Below are 15935 nucleotides of genomic sequence, written 5' to 3'. Positions count from 1 at the left end.
AGTTGTGCCGCGAGGCGCTCATTCGTTCTCACTTTGCTCGATGTCGCGGGCCAGCCGGAAACCGGAAAAGATCTGACGCCGGATCGGATGGTCCCAATTACGGAAGGTGCTGCGGCAGGCGACCGGGTCGGTGCCGAACGACCCGCCGCGCAACACCCGATAGTCGCCGCCGAAGAAGACGTCCGAGTACTCCGCGTAGGGGAACGCCCGGAAGCCCGGGTATGGATCGAAACCCGAAGCGGTCCACTCCCATACGTCACCGATCAGTTGGTGCACACCGGCCGGTGACGCCCCGGCGGGGTACGCGCCCACATCGGCGGGCTCCAGATGTCGCTGTCCGAGATTCGCGGTGCTGGAGTCGGGTTCGGCGTTGCCCCACGGGTAGCGGCGCGACTGTCCACTGGCGGGATCGAAGCGGGCCGCCTTCTCCCATTCGGCTTCGGTGGGTAGCCGTTTACCCGCCCAATTGGCGAAGGCCTCGGCCTCGAACCAGCAGACGTGCAGCACCGGCTGATGCGGACGCAGCGCCGTCGGCACGCCGAAAGCCCGGCGCGACCAATGCCCGGCCGGATCGCGCTCCCAGAACTGGGGTGCGACAAGTCCGGCCTGCTGCCGATGCGCCCAGCCGCGTTCGGACCAGAGTTCGGCTCGGTCGTAGCCGCCGTCGGTGACGAAGGCCAGGTACTGCTCGTTGGTGACCGGCGCTGCGTCGATGGCGAAAGCCGGCACGTGCACCGGATGAGCGGGGAGTTCGTTGTCGAGCGCCCACGGCTCGGTCGAGGTGCCCATGGTGAATTCCCCTGCGGGAACGATCACTTCGCCGCCGACCGGTGTGGCGACCGTCGGTGCCGAGGGAGCGGACAACACCGCCGGCCCGATCCGCAGCTGATGGGTGGCGAGCATGGTCTCGTCGTGCTGCTGCTCGTGCTGGGCGATCATGCCGAACGCGAAACCGCCGTCGACGAGCTTGTTGCCGCGTAATGCGCTGCGGTCGAGCACATCCCACACCTTTTCGCGCACCGTGCCGACATACCCTCTTGCCTGCGTCGGATCGAGCAGCGGTAGCCCGGGCCGGTTGGCGCGCGCATGCTTGAACGCGTCATACAGCTCGTCGATATCGGCACGCACCGGCTCGCGCCCACCGACATCCCGCACCAGCCAAAGCTCTTCCTGGTTGCCGATGTGCGCGAGATCCCACACCAGCGGACTCATCAGCGGGGAATGCTGAACCACCAACTCCGCTTCGTCGACGTTCTCGGTCAGGGCGAGGGTACGCGCACGTGCGCGGGTCAGGACCTCGGCGATCCGATCCCTGAGCTGTTCGGTCTCGGAGTTGTCGGTACCGGGATGGTGAATGGTCACGAGACTGCTCTCCACGGTTGGTCATGATCGCGCTGCGACCGGGCGCGGCCACTGCGCGCGACCCCTTCCGGTGCGGTCACAGTGGTTATCGGCTCGTCCGCCGAGTGTGGGATTCGGCTTTCGGCGTGGGGATCTCTCACGCACGCAACCGAGGTCACGAGCGCGTTCCCGAGTCGTCCGAGACGGGTTCGTCGATGGGTGTGCGGCCGCTCTGACATCGGCGCAGGGCCCTGCCGATCTCGACGGCAGCGGCCGGAGTCGCCGCATGCGCTTCGGCCAGGGTCAACAGCTCGATGGCGATCGAGCGGATCTGCGGGTCGGCAAGGCCGTGGCGGGCCGCGTGCAGCCACTGACTTGCGAGTGGCGCGGCCACCCTCGTCGCCTCGGCAACCACGGCCGGGCTCGACATGAGCGCGTCGACCACATGGATCGGTACCGCCCAGTCGTCGTCGGGCTGGGCGTCGAGGTAGCGGATCTCGAGATGCCCTGACGCGCGCACCGGCGGGAACAGCGTGGTCAGGTGGTAGTCGAGATCGTCGATATCGGGGCGGCGGTCTACCTCGTCGTCCAGTGCACCCGAAAGCCAATCGGCGAACGAGGCCCCCGGCGGTGCGGACCAACCCTCGTCGCCATGCCCATTCTCGGCGGCGTCGTCCTGGTGCTGTGCGCGCGGCCTGCGCACGCACAGCAACGGAACATCGAGCGCCCACCTGCCGTAATCGGCGATCGGATCCGGCCAGGCGTCCACCGGTGGGCGAGTACGAGTGTGATCGAGGCGCATCCAGGTTCGCCACCGCTGCGAGGCCCAATCGCCGGCCGGTGCACCACGCAGTGCAGGCGAACAGGCGAAGGCGGCCAGTAGCGCGGGACCGATCGTGTACAGCGCCGTCCAGCGGGCGGTGACCTCCGCGCGATCGGCACCCGCGTCGACGCTGACCTGGGTGGCGGCGGTATTGCACATCATCAGCTTGCCGAAGGGGCCGATGCCGCCGAAAGACTCTTCCATGGCGCGATAGCGGGGCAGTCGCAGCACCCTTTTCGGGCGGCGGTCCGCGTCGGCGGCGGCTGAGACGGTTCGGATGGATCGGGATTCGAGAAGATCCCGCAGCATCCGGGTATCGGTGCGCAATCCCTCGCACAGCTGCGCGGCAGCGGCGAACGGGGCGCTGGAGAGTTCGATCTGACCGCCGGGTTCGATGGTGACCCGGCTGCCCCCTGGCAGCGAGAGTGCCGGTGAATCGGGGGCGATGGACCGCGGTGCGTAGGGTCCCAGAGCTTCTGTGAGTGCAGCCAGTTGCGGGCGTGGGGCGGCCGATCGGCCTGACGTCGAACACTCACCCTGCACGGTGAGCCACTCGAGTTCGGCGCCGATCAGCGTCGGTGGCCCCAACTTGAAGCAAACACCACCCACGTAGGCCTCGGCCGCGACCCGGGAGGACAGATCCCCGTCCTCGATGGCATTCACCGACTCCGGATGTTCCAGTGTGACCGCCATGTCCAACCTCCACCATGAGTCATGTCGGCGGTCGGACGGCTGGTCCGTCCGAGCGCCCTCGTCGGCGGATTGTGTCCGCTGTAGATGGTGTATCGCTGCGACTGTGTGTCGCATTCCGCGTAACGCCGATCTCAAACCAGGGTAGCGAGCCGGACCGACAAAAAGGCGACAAGATTTCGAACTCTTGACCCGATATGGTCGTCGGCATGCTGGACGACAAACGCGTAAGAGCCGACACTCCAGGCATCGGGCCGGGTCCGGGAACCGGGTTGGTCTTCCTCGACAGCGCGGGATCGTCGCTGTCACCGCGGATCGTCACAGACACCGTCGTCGATCATCTGCGGCGCGAAGCGGAGGTCGGTGGCTACCGCGCGGCGAACGAGCGTCTCGACGATCTCGCCGCAGTGAAAACGGCGATCGGCACGCTCATCAACGCCGCGCCCGCCAGCATCGCGCTCAGCGACAGTGCCACGCGCTCCTGGGCGGATTTCTTCTATTCGGTTCCACTGTCACCCGGCGACCGCGTCCTTATTTCGGGCGCGGACTACGCCAGCAATGCCATCGCCGCATTGCAGCGTGCCGAGGCCACCGGCGCGACGGTGCAGCAGATTCCCAGCGACGGCACCGGCCAGATCGATCTCGAAGCCCTCGCCGCCATGATGGACGAGCGCGTCAAGCTGGTGTCGGTGCTGCATGTGCCGACCAACGGCGGACTGGTCAACCCGGCCGCCGAAGCCACCAGGATCGCGCATTCCGTCGGCGCACTCGTCTTGCTCGATGCCTGCCAGTCCGCCGGGCAGCTCCCGATCGACGTGGTCGAACTCGATGTCGACGCGCTGTCGGTCACCGGACGTAAGTGGCTGCGCGGACCGCGCGGCACCGGATTCCTCTACCTGCGACCGGAACTGGCCGCGTCCATGGTGCCCGAACGCCTCGACCTGCACAGTGCGCAGTGGGTGGCGCCCGACAAGTACACCCTCGCCGCCGACGCGAGCCGCTTCGAGTTCTGGGAATGCGATGTCGCCGCCCGCCTCGGCTTGGGTGCCGCCGTTCGGTACCTGCTCGACCTCGGCCCCGACGACGTCTATACCGCCATCGCGGCCCGCGCGGAGTATCTGCGCAAGTCGCTACAGCGGATCGCCCGCGTCACCGTGCGTGACCTCGGCATCCAGCACAACGGCATCGTCTCGTTCACCGTCGACGGCGTCGAATCCATCGACATCCGCGATCGCCTTGCGGCCCAAGACATTACGGTGTCGGTCAGCCACGCCAGCTCTACGCTGCTCGATATGACCGCGCGCGGACTCGCATCCGTTGTTCGTGCTTCCCCGCACTGCTTCGTCGGTTTCGAGGAGCTGGATCGTTTCGTGGCCGCCGTCGCCGCGCTCTGAGGGTACGTGTCTCCACGCGAACTCGTCGTCCTCGGCACCGCGAGCCAGGTACCGACCAAGCAGCGCAACCACAATGGGTACCTGCTGCGGTGGGGCGAGGAGGGCGTGCTCTTCGATCCGGGCGAGGGCACCCAGCGGCAAATGTCGTATGCGGGAGTGTCGGTCACCGATATCACGCGTATCGCGGTGACCCACTTCCACGGCGATCACTGCCTCGGCCTACCCGGGGTGATCCAGCGGATCAATCTGGATCGAGTCGCGCACCCGGTGGACGTCTACTACCCCGCCTCGGGCGACCGATATTTCGATCGGCTGAGTAATGCCACCGCCTTTCACCGCACCGTCGAGCTGCGCCCGCATCCGATCGCGGGACCAGGGCCGTTGGACACGCCGGACGCCCCCTTCGCCTTGACCGCGGTGCCGCTTTCGCATTCGGTCGAGGCCTTCGGCTACCGGCTCGTCGAGCCGGACGGTGTCCGTATGCTTCCGGAACGCTTACACGCCATCGGACTGCGTGGCCCTGCCGTCGGACAACTACAGCGCAACGGCTCGATCGAATGGGGCAGGCGCACAGTCACTCTGGACGAAGTCAGCGAGCGTAGACCCGGGCAGAGTTTCGCCTTCGTCATGGACACCAGGCTCTGTGCGGGCGTCGACGAACTGGCCGCCGGGGTGGACATGCTGGTGATCGAGGCGACGTTCCTCGACCTCGATGCCCACCTTGCCGAGGAATACGGACACCTCACCGCAGGGCAGGCGGCCAGGGTCGCCGCAGCAGCGGGCGTGCACACCCTGGTCCTCACACACTTCTCACAGCGCTACCGCACCCTCGACGAGCATTTCGCCGAAGCCGCACGGCATTTCACGGGCAAGATCGTCGTCGCGGAAGACCTCGCGAGAATCTCGCTGCCACCCCGCCGCTAACGGGCACAGCCGGACGAAGTCCGTCCCCAATCCGCGCACGGCCGGACCTAACCTACTACGGCCGCAAGCCATTCGATGAGCGGACGCATCCCCTCCCACGCGGCGCGGATCTCCTTCGCGGCGCGTGGTTTGTCCAGCCATGGGGGAGCGCCGAATTCCTTACTACAGGTGAGGGATTTGTGGCGCAGCAGATCGATGCGGGGATGGTCGGCTTCGTAGCCCTTCGGCTTGGTCTTGAGCTTGTCACCGCCGATGAGGTAGCCCGCCTTGGTGAGCTTCGCGAGGATGGCCTCCAGCTCGCCACCGCGCACCTCCTCGTCGATGGTCGCGCGTAGCTGGGCGACCTGGGTCGGGGTGCCCGAGTAGAAACCACCGCCGATGAACAGTCCGGCCGCGCCGATCTGCACGTACCAGCCGGTGCCCGGCGCGACGCCGACCACCGCGCCCTGTGCGGTCTTATAGGGCGCTTTGTCCTTCGAGAAGCGGACGTCGCGGTACGGGCGGAAGATCTTCGCGGTGCCGAAGTCCGGCTCCAGCTCCGCGGTCAATGCGACCATCGGCGCCTTGACGGACTGTTCGTAGACGTCCTTGTGCGCGTTCCAGAAGGCCTTGGAATTGTCGGCCTCGAGATCCTCGTAGAAGTCCAATCCCGCAAGGGGGAATCCACCGAATCCGCTCATGGGGAAAAATCTACCGGTGGGTTCCCCGGTCAGCTCTCGTCGGGGATCACGTCGCCCGCCAGCACGACGTAGCTCACGACGATTCCGGCGACGAAGGCGACCGCGGCGACGATGGCGGCGACCTTGCCGAGCCGTTCGCCTTTGCTGCGTCCGACGAGGCCGAGGACGATGCCCGCCGGTCCGAACAGGATGGGGCAGAACAACAGTGAGATCGCCGCGCACACGAAGGCGATGATGGAATACACCTGTGTGCCGGATCGCTCGGGCGGCGCGCCGTACTCCTGATAGGACTGCTGGTTGTAGGCGGGGAGGCCGGATTCCTGCGGGGCGGGGGTGGACCACTCGGTACCGGAGGAATCCGGCCGAGCCTCGCCAGGGTCGTCGCCGTGTTCGGGATGCTGCGGAGTGGTCATTACGCGCTCCTGGTGTTGGTCCGGTCGCCGTTTGCGGAGTACCACGGTGAAGCAGGCACTATCACGATCGCGTCGTCGGATATCCCGGGCGCGTCGGGTGCCGTTCAGTCAGCGGATACCGGCGTTATACGTCGGAATCGTCGACGATCTCCACTGCCGCGACCTCAGCGGGCCGCTGGTCCTCTTCGGCGTCTTCGGCGGCCTGGCCACGTCGGGTCCACTCCTGCCCGAGCTCTTCGCCGATGCCCAGGCGGCCGTCGTCGTCGTTCTCGTGGTTACGAATATGCAGGTCAGCGGGTGGATCCTCGATATTCCGCTCGTACTCCCGAATCTCGTCCGCCTGCTCGTCGTCCCCCATGTCGGTGTCCAGCGGTTCACGGTCCATAGGACCAGTATCCTCCGGCGTCAGGTAGAGCTCGCGGCACTCAGGAATCCGAAGACGAGCACGGCCAGAACGATCGCAAGTGCCAGCACCACGCCATTGGCGATGGCCGCCCATTTTCCCAGCGACTCGCCCTTCACGTGACCGACGATGCCGAGGGTGATGCCCGCCGGTCCGGTCAGCACGATCGGCAGGCCACAAAAGAACACCACCGAGAGCAGCGTCGCGGCCAGGCAGCTGAAGCTGATGATCGACAGCACCGGAACTTCGGTCGGCCGCCCGGTGAAGGGCACACCCGGCGGCGGCGGATAACCGTATTGCGCGCTGCCGTATTGCGCGCCGGGCGGTGGGGGATAGGCGGGATAGCCGCCGGGGGCTGAGCCCTGGTACGGACCTGGTTGACCGCCCGCGGGCGGGAAATCGTAGCCGCCACCCGCGGGATGCTGCGGTCCTGTGGGATATCCCGGTTGATAGACGTAAGTCGGATCAGCCCCGGGTGGTGGTACCGACTTACCGAGATCGACGCGATCGTGTGGTTCGTCCGGTGTCGTCATCGCATTCCCCCTCGTCGTGCGTGCGTTCCATGGGTACCACGCCGGGGTGACAAGCACCAACGAGAAACGGCGGCCAGGACATGTCGTCCTGACCGCCGTCGCTGGAGTTATATATCAGGCGTTGCCGTTGAAAAGGCCGGTGACCGAACCGTTTTCGAAGACCTCGCGGATGGTGCGGGCCAGCAGCGGTGCGATCGAGAGCACGGTCAGCTGCGCGAACTTCTTGTCCTCGCTGATCGGCAGCGTGTTGGTGACAACGACCTCTTTGGCGCCGCAGTTGGCGAGGCGCTCGGCGGCCGGATCGCTCAGCACACCGTGCGTCGCGGCGATGACGACATCGCCCGCACCGGCCTCCTTGAGGACCTTGACCGCGCCGGCGATGGTGCCACCGGTGTCGATCATGTCGTCGATCAGGATGCAGGTGCGGCCCTCGACGTCACCGACAACTCGGTTGGACTTGACCTGGTTGGGCACCAGCGGGTCGCGAGTCTTGTGGATGAATGCCAGTGGCGAGCCACCGAGCGAATCGGCCCACTTCTCGGCGACGCGCACGCGACCGGAGTCGGGGGAGACCACGGTGATGTGCTCGAGGCTGTAGTTGGTGCGCACGTACTCGGCCAGTTGCAGCTGCGCGTGCATGTGATCGACGGGGCCGTCGAAGAAGCCCTGGATCTGATCGGTGTGCAGGTCGACGGTGATGATGCGGTCCGCGCCCGCGGTCTTCAGCAGGTCGGCGACCAGGCGAGCGGAGATGGGCTCACGGCCGCGGTGCTTCTTGTCCTGGCGGGCGTACGGGTAGAACGGCAGCACCGCGGTGATCCGCTTCGCCGAACCACGCTTGAGCGCATCGATCATGATGAGCTGCTCCATGAGCCACTGGTTCAGCGGCGCCGGAAAGCTTTGCAGGACAAATGCATCGGATCCGCGTACCGACTCCTCGAACCGGACGAAGATCTCGCCGTTGGCGAAGTCGCGCGCGGTCTGCGGGGTGACGTGGACGTCGAGCTCTTTCGCGACCTGTTCGGCAAGCTCAGGATGAGCGCGCCCCGAGAAGAGCATCATGTTCTTCTGATTGTCGGTCCATGAGGCGGTCACTACTGTTTGCCATCCTTTTGCTCGATTGCCTGACTCGACATCTCGTTGGCCGCGATAGCGTTCGCCGCCGCGTCCGCCGCAGCAGTTCCGGGACGATACCGCTGGACCCAGTTTTCGATATTGCGCTGTGGTCCACCTGACACCGCGAGAGCCCCCGGTGGAACGCTTCTACGCAGTACAGTACCCGCCGCCGTATACGCGCCATCACCCACCGTGATCGGTGCGACGAACATGGTGTCGCTCCCGGTACGCACATGCGATCCGACAGTGGTGTGATGCTTCTTCACTCCGTCGTAATTCACGAAAACACTCGACGCACCGATGTTGCTGTGCTCGCCGATGGTGGCATCGCCGACGTAGGTGAGGTGCGGGACCTTCGAATGCGCGCCGATCGTGGCGTTCTTGGTTTCGACGAACGCGCCGAGCTTGCCGCAATCGCCGACATGAGTGCCTGGACGCAGATAACTGAAGGGTCCGATATGCGCGCCGGGACCGATCTCGGCCTGCTCACCATGGGTGCGCACGACACGAGCGCGTTCGCCGACGAAGACATCGGTCAGGGTGGTGTCCGGTCCGATTTCGGCGTCCTCGCCGATATCGGTGGCGCCGAGCAACTGCACGCCCTGCCGGATCACCGCGTCCCTTGCGATCGTGACGCTGGCGTCGACCCAGGTCGTGGCGGGATCGACGATGGTGACGCCCGCCCGCATGTGCCGTTCCAGGATGTAGCGGTTGAGCGTGCGCGCGGCATCGGAGAGCTGCACCCGATCGTTGACACCGGTGACCTTGGCCGCGTCGACGAGCCGAGCGCCGTGTACGGGGTGTCCCGCCTCGCGGGCCAGCCGCAGCACATCGGTCAGATACAGCTCATGCTGGGCGTTGGCGGTGGACAGACGGCCGATCATGGTGCGCAGCACCGCGGCGTCGAAGGCGTATACGCCCGAGTTGACCTCGGTGATCGCGCTCTGTTCCGGTGTGGCGTCGGCATGTTCGACGATCTCGACGACCTGGCCGTCGGCATTGCGGACGATGCGGCCGTAACCGTTCGGGTCATCCGGCACGAAGGTCAGCACCGTGACCGCGGAGCGTTCGGCATAGCTGCGGTGCTCGTCGAGCAGCGCGGAAAGAGTGTGCCCGTCGAGCAGTGGAACATCGGCGGAGGTGACGAGCAGGTCACCGGTGAAATCCGCCGGCACCGCTTGCAGCGCGCACTGCACGGCGTGTCCGGTGCCGAGTTGGTCTTCCTGAACGGCCAGGATGATCTCGCGGCGGAGGTCGGCGCCGACGGCGCCGACAGCGGCGCCGACTTGTTCGCGGTCGTGTCCAACCACGGTAATAAGGAACGCAGGGTCGATCTCGTTAGCCGCATGCAGCGCGTGTGCGAGCATGCTTCGACCGGCGAGCGAATGCAGCACTTTAGGGGTCTTCGACCGCATCCGCGTCCCGGCACCAGCTGCGAGAACGACGACGGCGGTCTGCTGTGGCATGGATCTCCCTGGGCTGCCTGTCATCGTGCTGGCCAACGTGCGGGGCCAACGATAGGCCATCGTGCCGGTGAGCTCCGCCGCCAGGACTCGAACCTGAACTATCTGAACCAAAATCAGAGGTGCTGCCATTACACTACGGCGGATTATCACACCGGCGGATGGGTAAACCCGCCGCTGTGCTCGAGCACGTGAAGATCCTCGCATACTGATCCGCTTCCCCGCGAATGCAGGGCTCATCCGCCTCCGCGCGTCTTTTGCCGGACGTAGGCGCCACGGCGGTTTCGTCGCGGTCCGGCGGTGGGGTGTCGGGGCGAGTTCTGGGCGTACCCGGCGAGTTACCCATGTTCGTGCGAGAACAGTTGTCGCGTCGGAAGTGATGATCGACGGGCTGACTGGTTGGGGTGACTCGTAACTCGACGGAGCTGTCTGGAACAGTTGGTGCATACCTATTGTCGTGCGCAAGGGAGGGCGGGAGCGATGTCTTCGGGTGAGCCTCGGGTGCCCCGGCCGCGGATGACCGGCACGCAGCGCCGCCAGCAGTTGATCGAGATCGGTCGCGCATTGTTCGCCGAGCGCGGTTACGACGCGACGTCGATCGAGGAGATCGCGCAGCGGGCCCAGGTCTCCAAACCTGTGGTGTACGAACACTTCGGCGGTAAAGAGGGCCTGTACGCGGTCGTAGTCGACCGTGAGATGTCGATGCTGCTCGACATGATCACCTCCTCGCTCACTCAGAACCGGTCGCGGATCCGGCTGGAGCAGGTCGCACTCGCGCTGCTGACCTATATCGACGAGCGCACCGACGGTTTCCGAATCCTGCTGCGTGATCAGCCTGCGACCACCACCGACGGGCGCTATTCGAGCCTGCTCAACGAGGCGGTCAATCAGGTATCCCACATCCTCGCTGGGGATTTCGGGCGTAAAGACTTCGACACCAGCCTTGCGCCGATGTACGCGCAGGCATTGGTCGGGATGGTGTCCACCGCTGCCACTTGGTGGCTGGATGAGCGAAAACCCTCGAAAGAGGTTGTCGCAGCACATCTGGTGAATCTCTGCTGGAATGGACTCAGCAACCTGGAGGCCGATCCGCAGTTGAGCTCGGAATGGCGCACTGACAAGGGTGATTGACACGGTCACGGGAACCAGGGTTGTCGAGTGCAAGACCGGGTTGTTAACCAGCAAATTGCGACGGAGGTCCGATCGAATGCTCGAATTGATTGGCGAGCGCCCACCTGGTGGTACGGTTCACGCATCCTCTGGGTGCTGTTCGGTCGGTAAGTCGGTCTTGTTCGTGATGTCGGTCTACTTCAGGATGGCTGGTTTTAGGGATGACAGGCGGATCTGATGGCTAGGCAAGCGCGCGCGGAAATCACCCGCGATTCCGTCCTTGCGGGCGCGGCCGATGTCTTTCTGCGCTTGGGGTATGCGAATGCGAGCCTGAGCGAGATCATCGCGCAGTCGAACGTGACCAAGGGCGCCTTGTACTTTCACTTCGGATCGAAAGAAGAACTGGCGCGCGCCGTCGTCGACCAAGGCAATGAGCGTCTGGTCAGTTCCTGCCAGGGTTTCTTCGATCCCCGGGTACCCGCGCTCGAAGCATGCATCGGGATCACCTACGTGGTCGCGGACCTATCGATGAACGACCCGATGGTCGGCGCGATGCTCAAGTTGACCCACCAGATCGGCGACTACCGCGGCGCTCAGGGCGACAACATCGCCAAAACATGGGGTGACACCTACCGCCTGCTCTCCGAACGCGGCGTCGCCCAGGGTGACCTGGAGCCGGATCTCGACCCCGAGGTGATCGGGGTGCTGCTGCAAGAGATGACCGCGGGCGTCCACATCATCGCCGTCGGCACCGATTCGATCGATCAAATGGCCGCGCGGATGGAACGCATGTGGTTCTTCCTGCTCCCCTCGATCGTGCCGCACGACAAACTGTCGTACTTCCGCGAGTTCGCCGCCCGCCGTCTCCGCCGCTACGTGCCGTGACATTGCCGCGTGGCCGCGGGTGTTCGCGGCCCTGAAGGCTCGCGTCCGCCCCGCCGGATCGCGCGCCGGGGGGGCGGGGTGGGCGGCGGGGGGGCGCGCCCCGGGCGGGCCCCCCCCCGCCCTATACGCGCGCCGGCGCCTCTTGGCCTCGCCGGGGCGGCCGCGCCCCGGCCGCGAACCGGCTCGTAAGACTCGCCGGTGGGGGGTTGGGTTAGGGCTGGGCCTGAGTGGTGCTCAGGTGGTTGGGATGTCTGGTTAGGGCTCGGCCTGAGCGGTGCTGAGATGGTTGGGATGTCTGGTTAGGGCTCGGCCTGAGCGGTGCTGAAGTGGTTGGAATGGCCGGTCGGGGGTGCGGGCCTGGTTCGGCTGGGTGGGGCGGAATGTTCGGTCGGAGCCGGTCCTCGAGTGGGGCCGGGTTGCCTGTCGGGGGGAGTGGCTAGACTCGGTTGGCCGTCCTAAATCCCCCGCTGAGCTCAGGAGTTCGCATGTCCACCCATCGTCCACCATTGGCGGGACTGGCCGCGGTGGCCGGTGCCGACGCCGCGCTGCGGACCGTCGCTGACCTGGTCGGGAAGTCGCCGGTCGAGTTGGTCGCGCCGTCGGCGGTGCGGCCGTTCGTGGCGGCGACGATCGCGGGGCGGGCGCCACTGGTGGTGGTGACGGCGACCGGTCGCGAGGCCGATGATCTGACCGTTGAACTCGAGGAGATTCTCGGCGCGGCCGTCGCGCAGTTCCCCTCCTGGGAGACGCTGCCGCACGAGCGACTCTCGCCAGGCGCGGATACGGTCGGGCGCAGACTTTCGGTGCTGCGACGGCTGGCGCATCCGGAGGACTCGACGTCCACGGAGCCGCTGCGGGTGGTGGTGACCACGGTGCGGTCGCTGATGCAGCCGATGGCCGCCGGGCTCGGCGATATCGAGCCGGTGGTGCTGCGCGTCGGGGCCGAACTGGATTTCGACGGGTTGCTCACGCGCCTGATCGAATTCGCCTACACCCGCGTCGATATGGTCGGCAAGCGCGGCGAGTTCGCGGTGCGCGGCGGCATCCTCGATCTTTTTCCTCCGACCGCGAATCATCCGGTGCGCGTGGAGTTCTGGGGTGACGAGGTGACCGAGCTACGGCCCTTCGCCGTTGCCGACCAGCGCTCACTGCTCGATATCGCGGTGGACGTTGTCGTCGCGCCGCCGTGTCGCGAACTGCTGCTGACCGCGGCGGTCCGTGATCGCGCCGCCGAGGTCGCCGTCGAGAACGCCGCCGACGCCGCGCTGGTGGAGATGCTGGAGAAGCTCTCCAACGGCATCCCGGTCGACGGCATGGAAGCGCTGCTCCCTGTGCTACAGCCCGGCGAGCTACGGCTGCTCACCGAGGTACTGCCCGACGGAACCCATCTGCTGCTGTGCGATCCGGAGAAGATCCGGACCCGCGCGGCCGATCTGGTGCGTACCGGCGAAGAATTCCTCGAAGCGTCCTGGACCGCGGCCTCGTTCGGCAGCGACGCGCCACTCGGCGCGCACGGTCTCGATCTCGCCGCGTCGGGCTACCGCGCGCTGCCCGAAATCCACGACAGCGCGAACGCGAACGGCCTGCCCTGGTGGAGCCTGAGTCCGCTCACCTCCGGTGATCCCGCCGAGGTCGTGCTGCCGGTGCTGGCCGGTCCTGCCGCGCGCGGCTCCGATGAGCTGGTCGCGACGATTTTCGCGTCGCTGCGCGCGCACGTGGCCACCGGTGGGCGCGCCGTGGTCGTCGTCGCTGGACACGGTACGGCGCAACGCATTCTGGAGCGCCTCGCCGACGCCGATGTGCCCGCCGCCGCGCTGGAGTCAGGCGCGCAACCGGCACCGGGCGTGGTCGGTGTGCTGTGCGGTTCGCTGCACGACGGGCTGGTTTTCGACGACGCGGGGCTGGTCGTCGTCGCCGAATCCGATCTCACCGGTAATCGGGTGACCGCACCGGGCGAGGGCAAGCGACTACCCGCCAAGCGCCGCAACCAGGTCGATCCGCTCGCGCTCAACGCGGGCGACATGGTGGTGCACGACCAGCACGGCATCGGCCGGTTCGTGGAGATGATCGAGCGCACCGTCGGCGGCGCCCGCCGCGAGTACCTGGTCATCGAGTACGCGCCGGGCAAGCGCGGCCAGCCCGGCGACAGACTGTTCGTGCCGATGGAATCCCTCGACCAGCTCTCCCGCTATGTCGGCGGCGAGTTGCCGAGCCTGTCGAAACTCGGCGGGTCCGACTGGCAGAACACCAAACGTAAGGCACGCAAGGCGGTTCGCGAGATCGCGGGCGAGCTGGTGCAGCTGTACGCGGCGCGGCAGGCGGCGCCCGGGCACGCGTTCGCGCCCGACAGCCCGTGGCAGCAGGAGATGGAAGACGCGTTCGCGTTCACCGAGACGGTCGATCAGATGACCGCCATCGCCGAGGTGAAGTCGGACATGGAGAAGCCGGTCCCGATGGACCGTGTGGTGTGCGGTGACGTCGGCTACGGCAAGACCGAGATCGCGGTGCGCGCCGCGTTCAAGGCGGTGCAGGACGGCAAGCAGGTCGCTGTGCTCGTGCCGACAACACTTCTCGCGCAACAGCATCTACAGACCTTCACCGAACGCGTCGCCGGATTCCCTGTCACCGTGGCCGGACTTTCCCGTTTCACCCACCCGGCAGAGTCCCGGGCGGTGCTGGAGAGCTTGGCCGACGGCAGCGTCGACATTGTCGTCGGCACCCACCGGCTGCTACAGACAGGTGTGCGCTGGAAGGATCTCGGCCTCGTTGTCGTCGACGAGGAACAGCGTTTCGGCGTCGAGCACAAGGAACACATCAAGGCGCTGCGCACCCACGTCGACGTGCTGACCATGTCGGCGACGCCGATTCCGCGCACGCTGGAGATGAGCCTGGCGGGCATCCGCGAGATGTCGACCATCCTCACACCGCCCGAGGAGCGCCACCCGGTGCTCACCTACGTCGGCGCATATAACGACAAGCAGGTCACCGCGGCTATCCGCCGCGAGCTGCTTCGCGACGGCCAGATCTTCTATGTGCACAACCGGGTGTCCTCGATCGACAAGGCCGCCAAGCGGATTCGCGATCTTGTACCGGAGGCACGGGTCGCCGTCGCGCACGGTCAGATGAACGAAGACACGCTGGAAGGGACCGTGCAGGGTTTCTGGGAGCGTGAGTTCGATGTGCTCGTGTGCACCACGATCATCGAGACCGGCCTCGACATCTCCAATGCGAACACGCTGATCGTCGAGCGCGGCGATTCGCTCGGTCTTTCGCAGCTGCACCAGCTGCGTGGCCGTGTCGGCCGTAGCAGGGAACGCGGTTACGCGTACTTCCTGTACCCGCCCGAGAAGCCGCTCACCGAGACGGCTTACGACCGGCTCGCCACCATCGCGCAGAATTCCGACCTCGGCGCAGGCATGGCCGTCGCTATGAAGGACCTCGAAATCCGTGGCGCGGGAAACGTGCTCGGCGCCGAACAATCGGGCCACGTCGCCGGTGTCGGCTTCGACCTGTACGTGCGCTTGGTCGGCGAGGCCGTCGAGGCCTACCGTGCCGCCGCGGACGGCAAGCCGATCACCACCGAGGAAGTCAAGGAGATGCGCATCGACCTTCCCGTCGACGCGCATATCCCGCCCGACTACATCGCCAGCGACCGACTCCGTCTCGAGGGCTACCGCAAACTCGCTGCTGCCCATGATGATCCGGCCCTGGCCCAGGTGGTCGAGGAGCTGGTCGACCGCTATGGTCCGCTTCCGGTGGAGGTCGGCCGCCTGGTGTCGGTGGCCAAGCTGCGCCTGCTTGCCCGTGAATACGGCGTCACCGAAATCGCGGTCTCCGGAACCACTCTGAAGGTCGCACCGCTGAGCCTGCCGGACTCCAAACAGATGCGTCTCAAGCGCATCTACCCGAGTGCGGGCTATCGGGCCGCCAGCGGCGTTGTCCAGTTGCCGCTGCCCAGGGTCGAGGACAGTGTCGGCGCCAATCGCCTCCGCGACGTGGCGCTGCTCCAGTTCGTCGCCGACCTGCTGCTCGCCTTGGACGGAAAGGCGCAGGGCGCAGTCGATCTCACCGTTGCCACCGAGGCTTCGGCGGCGCGGTGACCGGCGCCGAGACATCCGATGACGCCGCATCCGACGAGACGACATCCGACAGCACGGCAT

The 15935-nt window shown here is 66.3% G+C and carries 13 protein-coding genes and 1 tRNA gene; 5 read left to right on the top strand and 9 right to left on the bottom strand.

Annotated elements, in window-relative coordinates; translation table 11 throughout:
* Positions 1–18 precede the first annotated feature (18 nt).
* Both egtB and egtA read right to left on the bottom strand, forming a co-directional pair.
* Positions 19–1362: an ergothioneine biosynthesis protein EgtB gene (egtB, locus tag ACLMAJ_RS02280; protein ID WP_412012020.1), complete on the bottom strand. Its 1344-nt coding sequence runs from the start codon at positions 1360–1362 to the stop codon at positions 19–21.
* Positions 1363–1516: 154 nt separating this feature from the next.
* The gene (gene egtA, locus ACLMAJ_RS02275) at positions 1517–2857 is read right to left on the bottom strand and encodes an ergothioneine biosynthesis glutamate--cysteine ligase EgtA (RefSeq protein WP_412011746.1); all 1341 of its coding nucleotides are present in this window, start codon (positions 2855–2857) and stop codon (positions 1517–1519) included.
* Positions 2858–3063: 206 nt separating this feature from the next.
* Between egtA and ACLMAJ_RS02270 the strand changes: the two genes are divergently transcribed.
* Together ACLMAJ_RS02270 and ACLMAJ_RS02265 are read left to right on the top strand one after the other, a co-directional pair.
* Entirely contained in the window at positions 3064–4248 is a 1185-nt protein-coding gene (locus ACLMAJ_RS02270) for an aminotransferase class V-fold PLP-dependent enzyme (protein ID WP_412011745.1), read from the top strand.
* Positions 4249–4254: 6 nt separating this feature from the next.
* The gene (locus ACLMAJ_RS02265) at positions 4255–5172 is read left to right on the top strand and encodes a ribonuclease Z (protein WP_412011744.1); all 918 of its coding nucleotides are present in this window, start codon (positions 4255–4257) and stop codon (positions 5170–5172) included.
* Positions 5173–5219: 47 nt separating this feature from the next.
* Here ACLMAJ_RS02265 and ACLMAJ_RS02260 read toward each other — a convergent pair whose 3' ends face one another.
* From ACLMAJ_RS02260 to ACLMAJ_RS02230, 7 genes are all read right to left on the bottom strand, one after another.
* Positions 5220–5852, bottom strand: a complete 633-nt coding sequence (locus ACLMAJ_RS02260) for a DUF2461 domain-containing protein (RefSeq protein WP_412011743.1) — start codon at positions 5850–5852, stop codon at positions 5220–5222.
* A 29-nt stretch (positions 5853–5881) separates the two neighbouring features.
* Entirely contained in the window at positions 5882–6265 is a 384-nt protein-coding gene (locus ACLMAJ_RS02255; protein ID WP_412011742.1) for a hypothetical protein, read from the bottom strand.
* 124 nt (positions 6266–6389) lie between these two features.
* Positions 6390–6650, bottom strand: coding sequence for a hypothetical protein (locus ACLMAJ_RS02250; protein ID WP_412011741.1), 261 nt, complete (start codon positions 6648–6650; stop codon positions 6390–6392).
* A gap of 20 nt (positions 6651–6670) precedes the next feature.
* Positions 6671–7201 carry a hypothetical protein gene (locus ACLMAJ_RS02245; protein WP_412011740.1) on the bottom strand — a complete coding sequence of 177 codons (531 nt, stop codon included), beginning with the start codon at positions 7199–7201 and terminating at the stop codon, positions 6671–6673.
* A gap of 114 nt (positions 7202–7315) precedes the next feature.
* Entirely contained in the window at positions 7316–8296 is a 981-nt protein-coding gene (locus ACLMAJ_RS02240; RefSeq protein ID WP_412011739.1) for a ribose-phosphate diphosphokinase, read from the bottom strand.
* Positions 8296–9783 (bottom strand): bifunctional UDP-N-acetylglucosamine diphosphorylase/glucosamine-1-phosphate N-acetyltransferase GlmU, encoded by a 1488-nt coding sequence (gene glmU / locus ACLMAJ_RS02235; protein WP_412011738.1) that lies wholly within the window; start codon positions 9781–9783, stop codon positions 8296–8298. The genes ACLMAJ_RS02240 and glmU overlap by 1 nt, the downstream gene beginning before the upstream one ends.
* Positions 9784–9855: 72 nt before the next feature.
* A tRNA-Gln gene (locus tag ACLMAJ_RS02230) sits at positions 9856–9926 on the bottom strand.
* 370 nt (positions 9927–10296) lie between these two features.
* On the opposite strand from ACLMAJ_RS02230, the gene ACLMAJ_RS02225 reads away from it, so the two are divergent.
* From ACLMAJ_RS02225 to mfd, 3 genes are all read left to right on the top strand, one after another.
* Positions 10297–10911 (top strand): TetR/AcrR family transcriptional regulator, encoded by a 615-nt coding sequence (locus tag ACLMAJ_RS02225; protein ID WP_412012019.1) that lies wholly within the window; start codon positions 10297–10299, stop codon positions 10909–10911.
* A gap of 216 nt (positions 10912–11127) precedes the next feature.
* Positions 11128–11775: a TetR family transcriptional regulator gene (locus ACLMAJ_RS02220; RefSeq protein ID WP_412011737.1), complete on the top strand. Its 648-nt coding sequence runs from the start codon at positions 11128–11130 to the stop codon at positions 11773–11775.
* A 485-nt stretch (positions 11776–12260) separates the two neighbouring features.
* Entirely contained in the window at positions 12261–15875 is a 3615-nt protein-coding gene (mfd, locus tag ACLMAJ_RS02215) for a transcription-repair coupling factor (protein ID WP_412011736.1), read from the top strand.
* The last annotated feature ends 60 nt before the right edge of the window (positions 15876–15935 follow it).

It is taken from the genome of Nocardia arseniciresistens, assembly GCF_046764875.1.
GTDB classification, from domain to species: domain Bacteria; phylum Actinomycetota; class Actinomycetes; order Mycobacteriales; family Mycobacteriaceae; genus Nocardia; species Nocardia arseniciresistens.
Note: the sequence above shows the minus strand (reverse complement) of the source record. Positions and strands in the feature narration are given on the sequence as shown.

Coding starts and splice junctions, on each gene's coding strand:
- egtA (WP_412011746.1), bottom strand. CDS start 2,857: ATGGCGGTCACACTGGAACATCCGGAGTCGGTGAATGCCATCGAGGAC.
- ACLMAJ_RS02270 (WP_412011745.1), top strand. CDS start 3,064: ATGCTGGACGACAAACGCGTAAGAGCCGACACTCCAGGCATCGGGCCG.
- ACLMAJ_RS02260 (WP_412011743.1), bottom strand. CDS start 5,852: ATGAGCGGATTCGGTGGATTCCCCCTTGCGGGATTGGACTTCTACGAG.
- ACLMAJ_RS02255 (WP_412011742.1), bottom strand. CDS start 6,265: ATGACCACTCCGCAGCATCCCGAACACGGCGACGACCCTGGCGAGGCT.
- ACLMAJ_RS02250 (WP_412011741.1), bottom strand. CDS start 6,650: ATGGACCGTGAACCGCTGGACACCGACATGGGGGACGACGAGCAGGCG.
- ACLMAJ_RS02245 (WP_412011740.1), bottom strand. CDS start 7,201: ATGACGACACCGGACGAACCACACGATCGCGTCGATCTCGGTAAGTCG.
- glmU (WP_412011738.1), bottom strand. CDS start 9,783: ATGCCACAGCAGACCGCCGTCGTCGTTCTCGCAGCTGGTGCCGGGACG.
- ACLMAJ_RS02225 (WP_412012019.1), top strand. CDS start 10,297: ATGACCGGCACGCAGCGCCGCCAGCAGTTGATCGAGATCGGTCGCGCA.
- ACLMAJ_RS02220 (WP_412011737.1), top strand. CDS start 11,128: ATGGCTAGGCAAGCGCGCGCGGAAATCACCCGCGATTCCGTCCTTGCG.
- mfd (WP_412011736.1), top strand. CDS start 12,261: ATGTCCACCCATCGTCCACCATTGGCGGGACTGGCCGCGGTGGCCGGT.